The following is a 16,027-nucleotide window of genomic DNA, read 5'->3' as shown; positions in this document are numbered from 1 at the left end:
TTCTACCTCCCAAATATCTTCTCCAGTTCATCTTTCTTAAACTCCAGGTACGTTGGTTTGCCATTGGCTGTACTGTTGGGTATGCTGCAGCTGAACAGGTCTTCCACCAATGCCTTCATTTCTTTTTCGGTTAACGCAGTACCTGGTTTAATGGATTGCTGCAAAGCGAGTGAGCGCAGTAATTTTTCCCTTTTGCTGAATTTAAGATCGCTGCTGAAGTGCTTGTATTGCTCCAGCATCCTTTCAATGGCCGTTTTTTCATTTCCCTGGTCCACATCGGCAGGGGTTCCCTGTATCACAAAAGTATTGTTGCCAAAGGGTTCCAGTAAATAACCCAAATGGCTGAGGTCAGGCAGCAGTTCATTCAGCAAAACCGCATCAGCGGCAGCTAGTTCCATGGTTGCAGGGAATAAACTTTGCTGGGTGGCAATGGGCTTTCCGCCGATGGCAGCACCAAAGCGTTCATACAATATCCGCTCATGGGCATTTTGCTGGTGAACGAGATAATAACCCCTGCCGGTTTGAACAACAATAAAACTGTTATGCAGTTGAAGAAGGTTGTCAGTCGTTGGGCGTTGATCATTGACCGGGTGTAGCTGCTGCGTTCCAGCAGTCTCTCCCCCGGTCAACGGCCAACGATCATCGGTCAGCTTTTTTCCCGGCTCATATCCTTCGGCTCCGCTCTGGATCTCCTTCCAGTGCTTGAGTTCACTCTTACTCTCTATAAAATGAGATTGATGTTTCTGGGTAAATGTTTTATAGAGCGAGGAGGCAGAAGCGGATGATTTTTTTTCTTCTGTGAACGGCTTCGTTACCGCATCCAGGCTTTGAATGGAAGGATCCAGTTCAAAATCCAGCGTGGGTGTTATGCTGAACTGTGCCAGCGCATGTTTTACCGCACTCTGCACAAAAGCATATACGATCTTTTCATCCTCGAATTTTATCTCCTGCTTGGTGGGATGCACATTGATATCCACCTGGGAAGGATCCAGGTCGATGAACAACGTGTACATGGGGAAGCTGTCCTTTGCGATCATCCCGTCAAACGCATTCATCACTGCATGATTCAGGTAAGCGCTTTTGATGAACCGGTTATTCACAAAAAAATACTGGTCTCCCCTTGTCTTCTTTGCTGTTTCCGGTTTTCCCACAAAACCATAAATGTTCATGTAATCCGTTTGTTCCTGTACCGGTACCAGTTTGGCAGCATAACTGTTTCCCAGGATCTGCACAATGCGCTGCTTCATGCTGCCCTTTTCCAGGTGAAATACCTGCTGGCCATTGCTGGATAGAGAGAAGAATATCTCCGGGAAGGACATGGCCACCCGTATGAACTCATCCAGGATGTGCCGGAGCTCGGCTGCATTGCTTTTTAAAAAATTCCGCCTTGCGGGTACATTGAAGAAAAGGTTCTTCATGGCAATGCTGGTTCCGGTGGGTGCTGCAATGGGTTCCTGTTTGACCACATGGCTGTTCTCTATTTCAATATAAACACCCGTTTCATCCCCTGCTCTTTTCGTTTTTAATTCCACCTGCCCTACCGCCGCAATACTTGCCAGCGCCTCACCGCGGAAGCCCATGGTCCGGATCCGGAACAGGTCTTCAATATTCTTTATCTTGGAAGTGGCATGCCGCTCAAAAGCCATCCGTGCATCTGTCTCACTCATGCCCCGTCCATTGTCAATGACCTGTATCAGGGATTTGCCGGCATCATTCACGATGAGCTTTATTTCATCCGCCCCGGCATCCACCGCATTTTCCAGCAATTCCTTCACCGCACTGGCCGGCCGCTGGATCACTTCTCCGGCAGCGATCTGGTTGGCAATGTTATCGGGCAATAATTGAATGATATCAGGCAAATTCGGTAATTTAGGACGTCAAAAATAACACATCCTTTCCAGTATAAAATTTTTAACCAACATGCGGAAGATCCTGCTGATTTTATCGTTGCCTGTAGCCCTTCAGTCATTTGCACAGCAAAATTCCGCTTCCCGGTGGGCAGACAGTGTTTTCAAGACCCTCAGTCCCGATGAACAGATCGCCCAGCTGATGGTGGTCCGGCTATCGACGATCGATATGCGGACAAAGACGGTCACATTTTTCGACAGCGCCGTGGCCGAACTGATAAAGAAGTACAATATCGGCGGCATCTGCCTTTTCCAGGGAAGCCCGGTAAAACAGGCCAATATAATCAACAGCCTGCAGGCCATGGCAAAAACCCCCATACTCATGTGCATTGATGCCGAATGGGGGGTTGGCATGCGTATGATAGACAGTGTACTCCCCCTGCCCAGGCAAATGATGCTGGGTGCTGTACAGGATTCGAACATCGCTTACCAGTACGGCAGGATCGTTGCGGCACAGTGCAAAAGGGTTGGCATACAGGTTAACTACGCACCCGTAGTGGATGTGAACAACAACCCGGATAACCCGGTGATAAACGACCGCAGCTTTGGAGAAGATAAATATAAAGTGGCAAGCTTTGCCATCCAGTACATGAAGGGCATGCAGGACAACGGTGTGATGGCATGCGCCAAACATTTTCCGGGCCATGGGGATGTGGCCGTGGATTCGCATTACGACCTGCCGGTGATCAATAAATCTATGGCACAACTGGAATCGCTGGAACTGTATCCCTTCCGGCAGGTATTTAAGGCAGGCATCGGTAGTGTGATGATCGCCCATTTATACATTCCTTCTATTGACACTACGGCAAACAGGGCCACCTCCCTTTCAAAAAATAATATTACCGGCCTGATGCGGAATGAACTGGGTTACCAGGGCCTTACATTCACAGATGCACTGGAGATGCAGGGGGTGAAGAAATTCTTCCCCAATGGCGAGGCTTCTGTTGAATCACTGATCGCCGGGAATGACATGCTTTGTTTACCGGGTGATGTACCGATGTCCATCACAAAGATCAAAGCAGCGATAGACAGCGGCAAACTGAGCTGGGCCGATATTGAAATGCACTGCAAAAAAGTATTGATGGCAAAGTACCAGTACGGACTTTCTAAACTGCAGCCCATCAACACGGAGAATTTAACCAATGACCTGAACAGCCATGTGCCTTTCATGCGCAAACTGATCGCGGAGAATGCATTGACCGTTCTCGGGAAAACAGACGCAGCTTTTTTCCCAATGCCTGCAAAAGAAAAGACCGTTGCCAAAGAAGTAGTATATGTAAGTGTGGGCATGAACAGCGACAATGCATTTGCCGGCCGCATGCGTTCCGATTATAACGCCGATGTTATTTATTTCGATTATAAACAGGATGGATCCACCATCAATGAGACCGTGGCACAGGTCAGGAAGGATTACAAGAAAGTGATCATCGGCATCCATGCATACAACCGCACTCCGGCTAACAATTTCGGCATCAGCAAAAATGCAGTTGACCTCGTAACCCTGTTACAGAAAAAGACAAAATCCATCACGTTTGTATTCGGGAACCCCTATGCCATCAGGAACTGGTGCGATGCAAAGAGCCTGGTTGCCTGTTATGAAGACGACAGCATCATTCACAATGCAGCCATCGACCTGCTGCAGGGAAAGATCGCTGCCAAAGGGAAACTCCCGGTCACTGTTTGTGATAAATTCAAATTCGGAACCGGTATCACCTACGCGGCCTTATCTCCTGTTGATCCGGCCAAACTATCGCTGGATGCCAATAAGCTGGGTTTCATTGATGCCATTGCCGAAGAGGCCATAGCAAAAGGAGCGGCACCCGGAGCGGTAGTACTGGTGGCAAAAGACGGTAAGATCGCTTATTATAAAAGCTACGGCAGTTTTTCCTACGACAATGCTGAACCGGTTACCCGGGAATCCATTTACGACATGGCTTCGGTTACAAAGATCTGCGCTACTACCATTTCAGTCATGAAATTATATGACGAAGGCAAACTTGAGCTGAAAAAAAAACTCGGTGATTACCTGTCCTGGGTAAAAGGGACCAATAAAGAACATTTAACCATAGAAAATATTTTACTTCACCAGGCAGGGCTGGTTGCCTATATCCCTTTTTACAAAGAAACGATCAATTCAACCGGCATTCCGCTCCCCAAATACTATTCTGCCAAACAAAGCGATTCGTTCAGCATACCGGTGGCAAAAGATTTTTTTATGCGTACCGACTGGCGGGATACCATTTACAAACGCATACTGCAAAGCCCGCTGGGCAAAGCCAACAGGTACATATACAGCGATAATGATTTTATTTTTTTAGGCAAGGTAGTGGAAGCCATCAGCGGCCTGCCGCTTGATGAATATGTAAGGAGGACCTTTTACAGACCGATGGGTTTAACCACTTCCGGTTTCAGGGCAGGAGAACAATTCAGTTTAAACAGGATCGCTCCCACCGAGCAGGAAAAATATTTCCGTTTGCAGTTACTCCGTGGTACGGTGCACGACCCCGGTGCCGCCATGTTTGGAGGTGTGGCCGGCCATGCCGGGCTCTTCAGTAATGCATACGACATGGCTGCCATCATGCAGATGCTGCTGAATGGCGGAACCCTGAATGGCAAAAGATATTTACAGAAAGAAACTGTTGAACGCTTCACGGCATATCAAAGCAGCATCAGCAGGCGGGGTTATGGTTTTGATAAACCCGAAAAAGATAACCACATCCGTCCCGACCCTTATCCCTGTTACACCGCATCGCCGCTTACATTTGGCCATACAGGTTTCACCGGCACCTGTGTTTGGGCCGACCCGACCTATAACCTTGTCTTTGTTTTTTTAAGCAACCGGGTAAACCCGGCAGGTGGTGAAAACAGGAAACTGCTCACGATGAATGTACGCACCAATATCCAGGAAGCCATCTATAAGGCGATGGGATTGTGATCTTATTTAATAATTACCCGCTGTTTGTTCAGCAGGCCGTTGGTTTCTGTACCGGCTCATCACTTCTTTTTCCAAAGCACCGATATGATAAGTACAAGCGCTATAAATCCAAGCGAGGCAATTACCGGTATCTTATAAATATCCACCAACAGCATTTTAAAACCGATAAAAATCAAGATGATGGCTAACCCGTACCGGAGATATGGGTATCGGCTAATAATTCCTTCTAAGGCAAAATATAATGACCGCAATCCGAGAATGGCAAATACATTGGAAGTATATACAATGAATGGATCGTTGGTGATGGCAAAGATGGCAGGAATGGAATCAACTGCAAATATCAGGTCGGTAAACTCAATAGACAATAAACAAAGGAATAAAGGAGTAGCCAGTTGCTTTCCTTCAAGGGTAACAAAGAATTTTTTGCCATGATATTCACTCGTTACTTTACCTCTTTTAATGAACCAGCGTACCAGGAGGTTATCCTCCGGGTGCATATCTGCAGCCGATTTTTTAAACATCATATAACCTGTATAAACCAGGAAAATACCGAATAAATAAACGATCCAATGAAATTTGGCAATAAGTAAAGCACCCACAGCAATGAAAATAGCCCGCATGATCAATGCGCCAATAACACCCCAGAACAGAACCCGGTGACGATATATGTCCGGTACTTTGAAGAAGGAGAAAAGCAGCACGAACACAAAAATATTATCTACACTGAGTGATTTTTCCACCAGGTAACCGGTAAGGAATTCCAGCGCCGGTCTTTCTCCCATGCTGAAATAGATCCACACATTAAAAATCATGGCAAGTGTGATCCAAATTACCGACCATGTGATGGCTTCTTTAAAAGTTACTTTTTTCGACTGCCGGTGAAAAAGGCCCAGGTCTATGGCAAGCATCAGCAATACAAAGGCGTTAAATAATATCCAGGACCATATGTTGTTCATGAATCATAAATTTTAAATTGTTAAATGACGGGGACATGTACAAATAAGTGCTGCAATTATCCTAACCGCCATGTGCTTCAGTATCCTCCATGTTTTCATAATTGCATTCTTCGCTTTCTCTAATTGTCTTTTAGTTCAAAATCGCTGGTTTCCTTATGCTTTGTTTTTCGGGTCAATTCGATGAATATTCCTGTCAGTAAAAAATCCCTGCCGGTTTCATCATTTATTCTATTGTCGAATTGATGTATGTATCCCAGTTGAAATGAAACCTGCGGTGAAAGTTTGTAATTAAGCGATAGCATCAACCTGTTCCTTTCGAAATAAGGATCTTTATTGGTAATGAACAGTTCATTACTGGCACTTAACAGAAAAGGGGAATATCCATTTTTTTCATTTCCAAACGGAAGACTGGCTCCAAGCCTGTACCTGTACCGATTTCGGTATCCATTACTGGTAAATCTCAGTTCAGCCCGGTAACGTTGTTCAATTTTAAATTTGCCAATAGATTGACTTAAAACAAGCTGGGGCCATAATCTGAATTCATCGTTATTTTTTGGCAGTTTAAAGTTTCCTCCCTCCTTATAAGTAATATACTTTCCGAAGCCTAAAGACAGCTTGACATTCGGAAGGACCTTGTAATTAACACCGGCTTTATATTCATAATAATGGAAAGTATTATAAAATGTTAAAGACCTTAACTGCGCTTCGCCAAATACACTCCAGCTTTTGTCAATACCGTATTTGAGGTTGACTATATTCCAGCTGCCAAGGCCAGTATACTGACCAAAACCAGAATATCCTCCACAAGTCAAAATAAGAAAAAAACAAATCCGGACTCTTATCGCTGGCATGATTACAAAATTAGACTCGTCAATTAAATAATTATCAGACAACATAACTTTTTTGAGTAATGATAAAACTGGTAAGCCAAATAAAGCTGGTCATATTGTATATCCGGTAGTGCCCTATTTTGAATATTTTGTGATCTGTCATCCTGAGCCTGCCTGCCGGCAGGCAGGCTCAGGATGACTTTCATTCAAAATAGGACACTACCGTATATCCTCCTCAATCAAAAAGATCGCTCAAAAAACTACCTTTACTTTTATTGTAATTTTTCTTATACTCTTTATTTCGGTCAGATGACCAGTCATCACGGTTATAATAGTCATCCTGTTTACCTTTCCCGGAAATTGGATAATTACTATTAGATGATGATTCAGCTGAAACTGACTTCTCAATTATCTTATCAAGCTCACCTCTGTCTAACCATACACCACGGCATTTAGGACAATAGTCAATTTCAATTCCCTGTCTTTCGGTCATGACTAAAAATTCTTCACAATTGGGGCATTTCATTTTCTAAAATTTTAATTGTTATTAATATTTATTAAGTCAATACACCGGCAGCCCATTGCAGGAAAATTGCGGTTTTGTAGTACTTTGCCTTCAATTCCATCAGTTTCTGCAGTGCTTCCAATGTTTTATTCTCCCTTGTATTAATAAGGAATAAAGAACTCTCTCCAGCCTGAAACCTGGTCTCCTCTCCCCGCTGGAGTAGCAGGTAATTTTTCCAGGCCCTTTCCTGTAATTGCAGCTGGATTTTTAAGGCAACCAGTTCATTGAAATAACTTTTTATTTTATTTTCCACCTGCAACATTTTTTGACTTTGCTGCAATTTGGTCTCGGTTATCTTAAGTTTCGCTTTTTTATATTCCCCCCGGCCCTGGGATAACCGCAAAGGGATACCGATTGATAATCCATACTGAAAATTATTTTCAAACATGGGCCCGGTTACAGTTTTTAAAACATCATACCCCTTACCCAGTTGGTTGTAACGGAAGTTCACTGTTGGTAGCAACTCCTGGAATTTCAGTTTTTTCTCAACACCCAGCACATCCAGTTTAAAATTATAGATCACCAGCTCCGGGTGATTTTTCCGGGCAGCATCAAGTAAAGCAAACAGTTCGGGCTCGCCAAAATCCAGGATACCCGGTTCCTGCAGATCATCTCCAGGCGTGATGTTATTCTCTAAATCATACGGCGTCGTATCGGGTTTCCAAAGAAAGATCGACAGTTCCAGCCCTGCATTCTGAAATTCTAACCAGGCCTGGTTTTTTAATAATTCAAAATGCTGTAATTGTGCCAATGCTTCCGTGGTATCTATGGCCGGACGGTCACCAAGTAAATAAGCCGTGCGGACCAATGCCATTCTCTTTTCATTCACGGATACAGCATCCGTCATTATTTTATATACCTGGTATTGCTTTACCCAGTTCCAGTAACTGTTCATTGCGTCCAGCAGAAGATCATTCAACATGATCCTTTTCTCTGCTTCGGATGCTGAACGGAAAATTTTCGCTGTTTGCAGGGCGGCCCTCCTTTTATCCATCAACAGGTTCTTTGCCAGGGGCACACTTATACCTATGTAACTGGACTCTCCCTTTGTTTCCACGGGGTCGGTACGGTCACCGGATAAATATTCAATCCCGGCAGACACTTCTATTCCAAACCAGGTGGGTATATTCAGTTCCGGGCGGTTGTAATAGTAATAACCGGTGCCGTCAAAGGTCTTTTGAGCAGTTTCATTTTTTAAAACGGGATCAAACATACCCCGGGCGGTAATTACATCGGCTTTTGCTTTTTCAACAAAAATATCTGCCTGCTTTGCCACCGGGTGAAATTGTTTTACAATTTCCATTACCTGTTGTGCTGACAATTTCTTTGGCGGATCCTGTGCAACAGCAGCCACAGGCATCACGAAGGAGGCCAGAGAAAAGAAATATTTTAGCGGGTTCATTTTAGATCTTTTTTTCTTGATTCATTTTGTTTGTAATAGTCCGGCGGAAAGCCATTGATATTCCGCCACAGTTCATACCACACCGGTACATCCTTTAATAAGGCAATGCCCTGGGTACCTACCCCTATCTTTAGTTCTTTGGGCCATGGCCTGTCGTCTGGATCTTCCTTGACCAGTACCCTGAATTTCCCATTCACACTTACATTGCTTTCCACGGCCACCACTTCGCCTCCAAATGTGCCCGAGGATGCTTTGGGCCAGCCACTGAAAACAATGGCAGGAAAACCATCAAAGAAAAACCGTACTTTCTGCCCGGGTGCCACCAGGGGCAGGTCGAGTGGCTGCACGAACATTTCCACTGCATATTGGATCTTATCCGGTACGATCTCTGCGATCATGTCTCCGTCTTTTACAAACTCACCTATCCCGGCCTTTTGTGCCTTTACCACCTGGCCGCTTTGTGATGCCATTAAATAATACATTCCGTTTCGTATGCTATAACTGGCAAACTGATTTTCCAGCTTTGCAATATCCGCCTGTCCGGTAGCGATCTGGGTGAGTGACTGGTATTGCTCTCCCTGTGCCTTGGAAACCTTTTCAATATTCTCCTGCTGCAGGGAACTCATTTCAATGCTTGCGATGGTAAGATCCTGTTTGCTGTTGGCCAGTTTATTTTCGGAACTGATCTTTTTCGCCAGGGCATTCTGGTACTGCTGGTTACGTATCTCCAGTTGTGTCAGCGACACAAGCCCGCTGTCGTACATGGCTTTCTGGCGGTTGTATTGTTTTGCAGTGATCAGGTAATCATTATTGGCCGCAACAAGTTCGGCACTGTCGGCCTGAACTTTCAACCGGATCTGGCTGATCTTATTCTGCATCTGGTCTAGTTTCAATTCCAGACCGGAGTTCATGGCCCCGATCTGCTGCCTGGTAACTCCTACCTTGTTCTTATAATACTCAACCGATAATTGTTTACCAGCCAGTTGTTCTTTCGTTCGCTGCAACAGGTTTGGATCAAGGTAATCGACCTTCACCTCGGATAATTGTACGAGTGTATCCCCCGCTTTCACATAATCTCCTTCCTTGATATACCATTTCATTACCCGGCCACCGATGATCGTATTCACCTGTTGTGGCCGTTGGTCCTGGTAAAGGGTGGTTACAACACCTTTAGCCCGGATATTCTGTGTCCACGGAAGAAACAGGAAAATAAAGAATACCAGTATGCAAATGAAGAACCACAGCTTGATACGGCTCCTGGTATCGTGCAGGTAAATATGCCTGCTTGATCTTAATTTATTGTAGTCCATGATTATTTTATTTTAGTGTAAGTGATCCGGGCTGTCCCTTCTTCCAGTGTAATGATCGTATCACACAGGTTTGCAAACTCTTCATCATTGGTTACCACTACCATCGTCGTGTTTTTTATTTCCGTCAGCAGCTGAATGATCTGGCTGCGATGTTCGTTCTCAGAATTCAGCCAGGGTTCCTCCAGCAATAAAAGGCCGGGTTTACCAACCAGGGCCCTTATCAATAATATCTTATGGATCACGCTCCGTGGCAGTCGCTTTCCTGTAGGATCAAGTATGGTATCGTAGCCGTTCTTCAGCGTATTGATAAATTCATTGAGCCCGGTCCTGGCTGCAAAATCCGTTACGGATTCCATGCGGATCGCCGGGTTACCCAGTGCAATGTTTTCCCACAATGTGCCGTAAAAAATATCCTGTTGATTCAAAAGCACCCCCGTCTGTGAACGGAGAGAAGACAGATCATAATTACCAACTGACAAACCATTCAGTAAAAAATTTCCGGTAAAGCCGGTATACGCGCCTGCCATTACCCGCAGCAGTGTCGATTTGCCTGAACTGCCTTTCCCCTTTATGCAAACCTTTTCACCGGGATTTACCTTCAAGGAAATATTATGCAGGACCTCTGTTTCGTCATCATAACTGAAACTGAGGTTTTTCATTTCCAGGCCGAGTCCATTATTGGTTTCATGCAACACTACGTTACCGTTCTGTTCTACAGGTTTTTCAGTAAGGCTTGCTATCTTTTCCACCGATGTGAGCGTGTCGTACACACTGCCCAGGGTCATGATCAGTTTTTCCACGGAATTCAACACCAGCAATATGATGATCTCTGCTGCAATGAACTGGCCGATATTCAGTTGCTGGTTTACCAGTAACAGCGTACCCACTACCAGCATAGCAGCAGTAATAATTGTTTTGAATATAACGAGTACATTGTATTGCAGCAGCAGTATCCTGAAGTGACTGTTACGGGCCTCCAGGTAGCCGGTCACCTGGTCGTCCGTCTTCTGCAGGTGCAGATCGTTTGTCTTTGCCAGCTTGATCGATTTAATGACCCGGGCCATTTCTTCAAGCCAGGCAGCCACCCGGTATTTATAGTTGCTTTCTTCAATACTGGTTTGCAACCCCTGGTTACCGGTATAACGCAGGATCAGCCACAATAAAACAACGAGGATAAAACCAAAAAGGATAAAGGCAGGATGGTAAAACGACAACAGGATCAGGCCGAATAATATCTGGATACTTGCCGTAGGCACGTCCAGCAAAATCTTGGACAGGCTTTTCTGTAATACCGGGATGTCAAAAAAACGGTTTACCAGTTCGGGCAGGTAATAGCTGTCGGTCTGTTTCAGGTCAAGTTTTGGAATATGTTCAGCAAAGGCAAAGGAATACCGGACAAATAATTTTTGCTGGATCTTTTCAATGATCTTCATCTGGTTCACTTTCATCAGGCCGGCAGCCAGTACGCCGGCCACCACCAATATGATCAGCACAACCAGTGAAGCCCGCATGGATGCTCCCAGCACAAAGCCGATAATGGTCTGTACACCCAGGGGCAATGAGAGTTGTATCAATCCTTTCAGGATGGCATAGAAATAAACACTGGTTATTTCTTCCTTCTCCAGCTTAACCAGGTTCAATATCCTGGTAACAGGATTTTGTATTGTTGGCATAATTTGGGTTTTTGTCAATCGTTTACAGGTATGGCATGTATGCATGCATACCAGAGCTAAAAAAATAAAATGAAATGATCAACAGAAATTGGGAGGAGGGGTCAACTTTTCGAGAGTGGGTGAACGGTGAATATCTTCTGAAATACGATACCCCGTTTTGAGTACTTCGCTATTTTCAGAAACACCGAAAAAGCAAACCAGGTAGTCTTTTTTTGTATTTTTCTTTTCCAGTTCTGTTTTTTCAGGCCCTTTCTCTTCGTCTGCCATGAAAACAGTGACGGCCGGAGAAAAAATTGAGCAAATGGCAGGCCCGGCCTGAACCAGGGTGAATATCAAAAGTAATATGGCTGCCCCTTTTTTCATTAATATGCAAAATTAATACAGCCAATAACATCTGCAAGTGCCGATTGTTTAAAATTTGTAAAATTTTGTTGAATTATAATTCTTCTGAGCTCTCCGGAAGATGATCATATTCACCTTTTAATGCATACCAGCCAAAGATCATCAACCCGATGGCAATGGGGGTGAATATGGAAATGATGATTATCCAGGGAATGGGTTTATTGATATCTTTTGTTCCCTCCCCGATATTATGCACGGCTCCCACTACCAGGAAGTAAATGATCCCTGGGGCAATGACCATCCACAAAAAACCCATTATTTTTTTTACCGTATTCATAAATATATTTTTATTTTTTGCCGGTAAGCCGGAAAGGCGTCTTCCCGTCTTACCGGCAATTTTTTTAATCGTTTACGTCTTCATCGATCTTATTAGAAAGATACAAGGCGCCGATAATAAAACACAGTGCCGCTACACCGATCGGGTACCATAGCCCCACCAGGGGATCATTAACAAAGGTGGTGGATAACAACGTAGCAATGAACGGTACCAAACCGCCAAACACCCCGTTACCGATATGATAGGGCAGGCTCATGGACGTGTAACGGATCTTTGTTGGGAACATCTCCACCAAAAATGCCGCAATGGGGCCATAGGCCATGGTAACAAAAATGATCATCACCCATACGAGAAGAATGAATTTCCATTTAAGAGGTGCAGGAAGTATAATATCGGAATAAGATGGCTTTAGATCCTGCTTCAGCTTATTTTCCAGTCCGCCGGAAGCACTAAGCAGCGTATCGGCTCTTTTCTCTGTATACCCGGTCCCATCCGGCAAAGCATAACTGGTATTGCTGTGTGTGACATATGTTGTGAAGCCATTTTTACTTACCGTATCTGTTACTGCAGGCGTTTGTGCCGTTTTAATCTTATCAAACCCGGGTTGGATAGTTGATAAACGGGTATTTATATTGGTGTCTTTTAAAAAACCATTGAATATCGGCCGGTAAAAGATAACCCCCAGCAACATGCCTGTGAGCATGATCCACTTCCTTCCCAGCTTATCACTCAGCCAGCCAAAGAATAAAAAGAAAGGAGTTGCCAGCCCGATCGCCCACAATAGTATCTCCCGGTTCTGCATGAACTCCAGTTTCACGGTATTCTCTAAAAAAGACTGTGCATAGAATTGTCCGGTGTACCAGATAACCCCCTGTCCCATTACCGCACCAAACAGGGCCAGTAATACCATCTTAAAATTTGCTTTGTGGCCAAAACTTTCCCTGATGGGGTTCACCGATGTGGTTCCTTCTTCTTTGAGTGCCGCATACATCGGCGACTCCTTCATCTTTAAACGGATATAGATGGAGACACCTACCAGTAAAATGGATATCCAGAAAGGATAACGCCATCCGCCCCACTCTGCCGTGAACGCCGCATCACTCATATTCGATTTCACCAGCATGATGATCCCAAGCGCCACAAATAAACCCAGCGTGGCCGTGGTCTGTATCCAGCTGGTATAATAACCCCGTTTGCTCTCAGGCGAATGTTCGGCCACATAGGTTGCTGCGCCTCCGTATTCGCCGCCGAGGGCCAGGCCCTGTATCAAACGAAGCAGCAAGACCAATAATGGGGCGGCCATGCCAATGGCTTTATACGAAGGCACCAGCCCGATCAGGAAAGTAGAGCCCCCCATCAGTACAAGGGTGAGCAGGAAAGTATATTTTCTTCCAACCAGGTCGCCCAGTCTTCCAAACACCAATGCCCCAAAAGGACGCACCAGGAAGCCGGCTGCGAAAATGGCCAGGGTACTTAACAGGGCTGCTGTTTCATTCCCTTCAGGGAAGAACTGCACCGAGATGGTCCTGGCCAGCATACCAAAAATGTAAAAGTCGTACCACTCGATCAACGTGCCCAGGGAGGACGAAAAAATTATTTTACCAATTCCTTTAACCGGTACAGTAGTCATGTCTGTCTTTTATACGAAATTTGAGAGGTCCCAGATATAAATATATTAATTTGGCCTCAAAGTAAAACAAGCGATTGCCATGTCATACCCTTTCCAGATACGATCATTCGAGGAATACCATGAACACTATAAAAAAAGTGTGGAAGACCCGGAAGGATTCTGGGCTTCTGTTGCAGAAAATTTCCACTGGAGAAAGAAGTGGGACCGTGTACTGGACTGGAACTTTACCGAACCCAAAGTAGAATGGTTCCGCGGCGCCAGGCTCAACATCACTGAAAACTGTATTGACCGCCATTTAAAGACAATGGCCGATAAACCCGCCATCATCTGGGAACCCAATAACCCGGAAGACAGGGTGCGGGTGGTTACCTATGCCAGGTTGCACAAGCGGGTTTGCCAGGTGGCACAAATGCTTGTCAATAACGGCGTAAAAAAAGGCGACCGTGTTTGTATTTACATGGGCATGGTTCCTGAACTGGCCTATGCGGTGTTGGGTTGTGCACGGATCGGCGCCATACACAGTGTGATCTTCGGGGGCTTCAGCGCACAGAGCATTGCCGACCGGCTGGATGATGCACAGGCGGGATTCATCATTACCTGCGACGGCGCTTACCGGGGCGGAAAAGATATTCCATTAAAGGCCGTGATCGATGATGCATTGATCGGCAACAAAACAGTGAAACGGGTGATCGTTTATACAAGAACAAGAACGCCGGTGAGTATGATCAAAGGACGTGACGTGTGGTGGGAAGACGAGATGGAGTATGCCGAAACACAGATCGAAAAGGACGGGGTGGTCTCTTTTCCTGCCGAAGAGATGGATGCGGAAGACCCGTTGTTCATATTATATACCTCCGGCAGCACGGGCAAACCAAAAGGCGTGGTGCATAGTTGCGCCGGTTATATGGTTTGGACGACCTACACGTTTGTAAATGTTTTCCAGTACAAGCCGGGTGATATACATTTCTGCACGGCTGACATAGGCTGGATAACCGGTCACAGCTATATTGTTTATGGCCCGTTGAGTGCGGGTGCCACCAGCCTGATGTTTGAAGGGATCCCTACCTGGCCGGATGCCGGAAGGTTCTGGGATATTGTTGACAGGCACAAAGTGAATATTTTATACACGGCGCCAACAGCCATCAGGAGCCTGATGAGTTATGGCCTGGATCCATTGAAAGGCAAGGACCTTTCTTCTTTAAGAATACTGGGCACCGTGGGCGAACCCATCAATGAAGAAGCATGGCATTGGTATGATGAGAACATCGGCAGGAAAAAATGCCCGATCGTGGATACCTGGTGGCAGACAGAGACCGGTGGCTGCCTGATCTCCAACTTTGCAGGTATCACCCCTGCAAAACCTTCCTGGGCAACCTTGCCCATGCCGGGCATTCAACCCATATTGGTGGATGAGAACGGAAACGAGATAACAGAAAAAGATGAGAACGGGCTTTGGAAAGGCAATCTCTGTATCAAAGCGCCCTGGCCTGCTATTTTGAGAACCACCTACGGTGATCATGAACGTTGCCGCACCAATTATTTTGCAACCTACCCGGGGTTATATTTTACCGGCGATGGCGCTTTGAAAGATGGCGATGGTAATTACCGGATCACCGGCCGGGTGGATGATGTACTGAATGTAAGCGGCCACCGCATCGGCACTGCCGAAGTGGAGAATGCGATCAACATGCACGCCGGCGTGGTAGAAAGTGCCGTAGTAGGTTACCCGCATGATGTAAAGGGACAGGGTATTTATGCCTATGTCATCTTCAACGGGCATCATGGAGATGAAGCTTCCCGTAAACAGGATATACTTCAAACAGTAACCCGTGTCATCGGCCCGATTGCAAAGCCCGATAAGATACAATTCGTAAGCGGGCTGCCTAAGACAAGAAGCGGCAAGATCATGCGGCGTATTTTAAGGAAGATCGCTGAAGGCGAAATACAGAATTTAGGAGATACTACAACACTGCTTGATCCGGCTGTAGTAGACGAAATTAAAAACAACAGGTTATAGCATTACTGCAGTTATGCCCCTCTCCTGAGGAGAGGGGTTAGGGGTGAGGTCTTGATCCGGCTGTAGTAGATGAAATTAAAAACGGAAAATTATGAGGAGGAATTGTTACAGAAATGCCGTGCT

The 16,027-nt window shown here is 45.5% G+C and carries 12 protein-coding genes; 2 read left to right on the top strand and 10 right to left on the bottom strand.

All coding sequences use genetic code 11. The annotated features are described in order from the left end of the window. Positions 1-2: 2 nt before the first annotated feature. Positions 3-1,859: a DNA mismatch repair endonuclease MutL gene (gene mutL, locus IPJ02_10665; protein ID MBK7375995.1), complete on the bottom strand. Its 1,857-nt coding sequence runs from the start codon at positions 1,857-1,859 to the stop codon at positions 3-5. 61 nt (positions 1,860-1,920) lie between these two features. On the opposite strand from mutL, the gene IPJ02_10660 reads away from it, so the two are divergent. Next, positions 1,921-4,842 (top strand): serine hydrolase, encoded by a 2,922-nt coding sequence (locus IPJ02_10660; GenBank protein ID MBK7375994.1) that lies wholly within the window; start codon positions 1,921-1,923, stop codon positions 4,840-4,842. A 59-nt stretch (positions 4,843-4,901) separates the two neighbouring features. Here the strand turns inward: IPJ02_10660 and IPJ02_10655 are convergent, their stop codons facing one another. From IPJ02_10655 to IPJ02_10615, 9 genes are all read right to left on the bottom strand, one after another. Beyond that, positions 4,902-5,798, bottom strand: coding sequence for a TerC family protein (locus IPJ02_10655; GenBank protein MBK7375993.1), 897 nt, complete (start codon positions 5,796-5,798; stop codon positions 4,902-4,904). Between the two features lie 119 nt (positions 5,799-5,917). Further along, a complete protein-coding gene (locus tag IPJ02_10650; GenBank protein MBK7375992.1) occupies positions 5,918-6,691 on the bottom strand; it encodes a DUF2490 domain-containing protein in 774 nt (257 codons plus the stop codon). Between the two features lie 172 nt (positions 6,692-6,863). Continuing rightward, positions 6,864-7,154: a zf-TFIIB domain-containing protein gene (locus tag IPJ02_10645; GenBank protein ID MBK7375991.1), complete on the bottom strand. Its 291-nt coding sequence runs from the start codon at positions 7,152-7,154 to the stop codon at positions 6,864-6,866. 31 nt (positions 7,155-7,185) lie between these two features. Continuing rightward, positions 7,186-8,553, bottom strand: coding sequence for a TolC family protein (locus IPJ02_10640; GenBank protein ID MBK7375990.1), 1,368 nt, complete (start codon positions 8,551-8,553; stop codon positions 7,186-7,188). A gap of 38 nt (positions 8,554-8,591) precedes the next feature. Beyond that, positions 8,592-9,905 (bottom strand): HlyD family efflux transporter periplasmic adaptor subunit, encoded by a 1,314-nt coding sequence (locus tag IPJ02_10635; GenBank protein MBK7375989.1) that lies wholly within the window; start codon positions 9,903-9,905, stop codon positions 8,592-8,594. Positions 9,906-9,907: 2 nt separating this feature from the next. Beyond that, positions 9,908-11,578 (bottom strand): ATP-binding cassette domain-containing protein, encoded by a 1,671-nt coding sequence (locus tag IPJ02_10630; protein ID MBK7375988.1) that lies wholly within the window; start codon positions 11,576-11,578, stop codon positions 9,908-9,910. Between the two features lie 78 nt (positions 11,579-11,656). After that, on the bottom strand, positions 11,657-11,845 hold the full coding sequence (locus IPJ02_10625) for a hypothetical protein (protein ID MBK7375987.1): 189 nt from the start codon (positions 11,843-11,845) through the stop codon (positions 11,657-11,659). Positions 11,846-12,014: 169 nt separating this feature from the next. Beyond that, a complete protein-coding gene (locus tag IPJ02_10620; protein ID MBK7375986.1) occupies positions 12,015-12,257 on the bottom strand; it encodes a hypothetical protein in 243 nt (80 codons plus the stop codon). A 64-nt stretch (positions 12,258-12,321) separates the two neighbouring features. Then, the gene (locus IPJ02_10615) at positions 12,322-13,887 is read right to left on the bottom strand and encodes an MFS transporter (protein ID MBK7375985.1); all 1,566 of its coding nucleotides are present in this window, start codon (positions 13,885-13,887) and stop codon (positions 12,322-12,324) included. A 79-nt stretch (positions 13,888-13,966) separates the two neighbouring features. Between IPJ02_10615 and acs the strand changes: the two genes are divergently transcribed. Beyond that, positions 13,967-15,904 (top strand): acetate--CoA ligase, encoded by a 1,938-nt coding sequence (acs, locus tag IPJ02_10610; GenBank protein ID MBK7375984.1) that lies wholly within the window; start codon positions 13,967-13,969, stop codon positions 15,902-15,904. Positions 15,905-16,027: the final 123 nt, after the last annotated feature.

It is taken from the genome of Chitinophagaceae bacterium (genome assembly GCA_016710165.1).
GTDB lineage: Bacteria > Bacteroidota > Bacteroidia > Chitinophagales > Chitinophagaceae > Ferruginibacter.
This window is presented reverse-complemented; position numbering and strand designations above follow the sequence as displayed.

Excerpts from the sequence above, each read along its gene's own strand:
- IPJ02_10660 (MBK7375994.1), top strand. The coding sequence starts at position 1,921 with ATGCGGAAGATCCTGCTGATTTTATCGTTGCCTGTAGCCCTTCAGTCA.
- IPJ02_10655 (MBK7375993.1), bottom strand. The coding sequence starts at position 5,798 with ATGAACAACATATGGTCCTGGATATTATTTAACGCCTTTGTATTGCTG.
- IPJ02_10645 (MBK7375991.1), bottom strand. The coding sequence starts at position 7,154 with ATGAAATGCCCCAATTGTGAAGAATTTTTAGTCATGACCGAAAGACAG.
- IPJ02_10640 (MBK7375990.1), bottom strand. The coding sequence starts at position 8,553 with ATGCCTGTGGCTGCTGTTGCACAGGATCCGCCAAAGAAATTGTCAGCA.
- IPJ02_10635 (MBK7375989.1), bottom strand. The coding sequence starts at position 9,905 with ATGGACTACAATAAATTAAGATCAAGCAGGCATATTTACCTGCACGAT.
- IPJ02_10630 (MBK7375988.1), bottom strand. The coding sequence starts at position 11,578 with ATGCCAACAATACAAAATCCTGTTACCAGGATATTGAACCTGGTTAAG.
- IPJ02_10625 (MBK7375987.1), bottom strand. The coding sequence starts at position 11,845 with ATGGCAGACGAAGAGAAAGGGCCTGAAAAAACAGAACTGGAAAAGAAA.
- IPJ02_10620 (MBK7375986.1), bottom strand. The coding sequence starts at position 12,257 with ATGAATACGGTAAAAAAAATAATGGGTTTTTTGTGGATGGTCATTGCC.
- IPJ02_10615 (MBK7375985.1), bottom strand. The coding sequence starts at position 13,887 with ATGACTACTGTACCGGTTAAAGGAATTGGTAAAATAATTTTTTCGTCC.
- acs (MBK7375984.1), top strand. The coding sequence starts at position 13,967 with ATGTCATACCCTTTCCAGATACGATCATTCGAGGAATACCATGAACAC.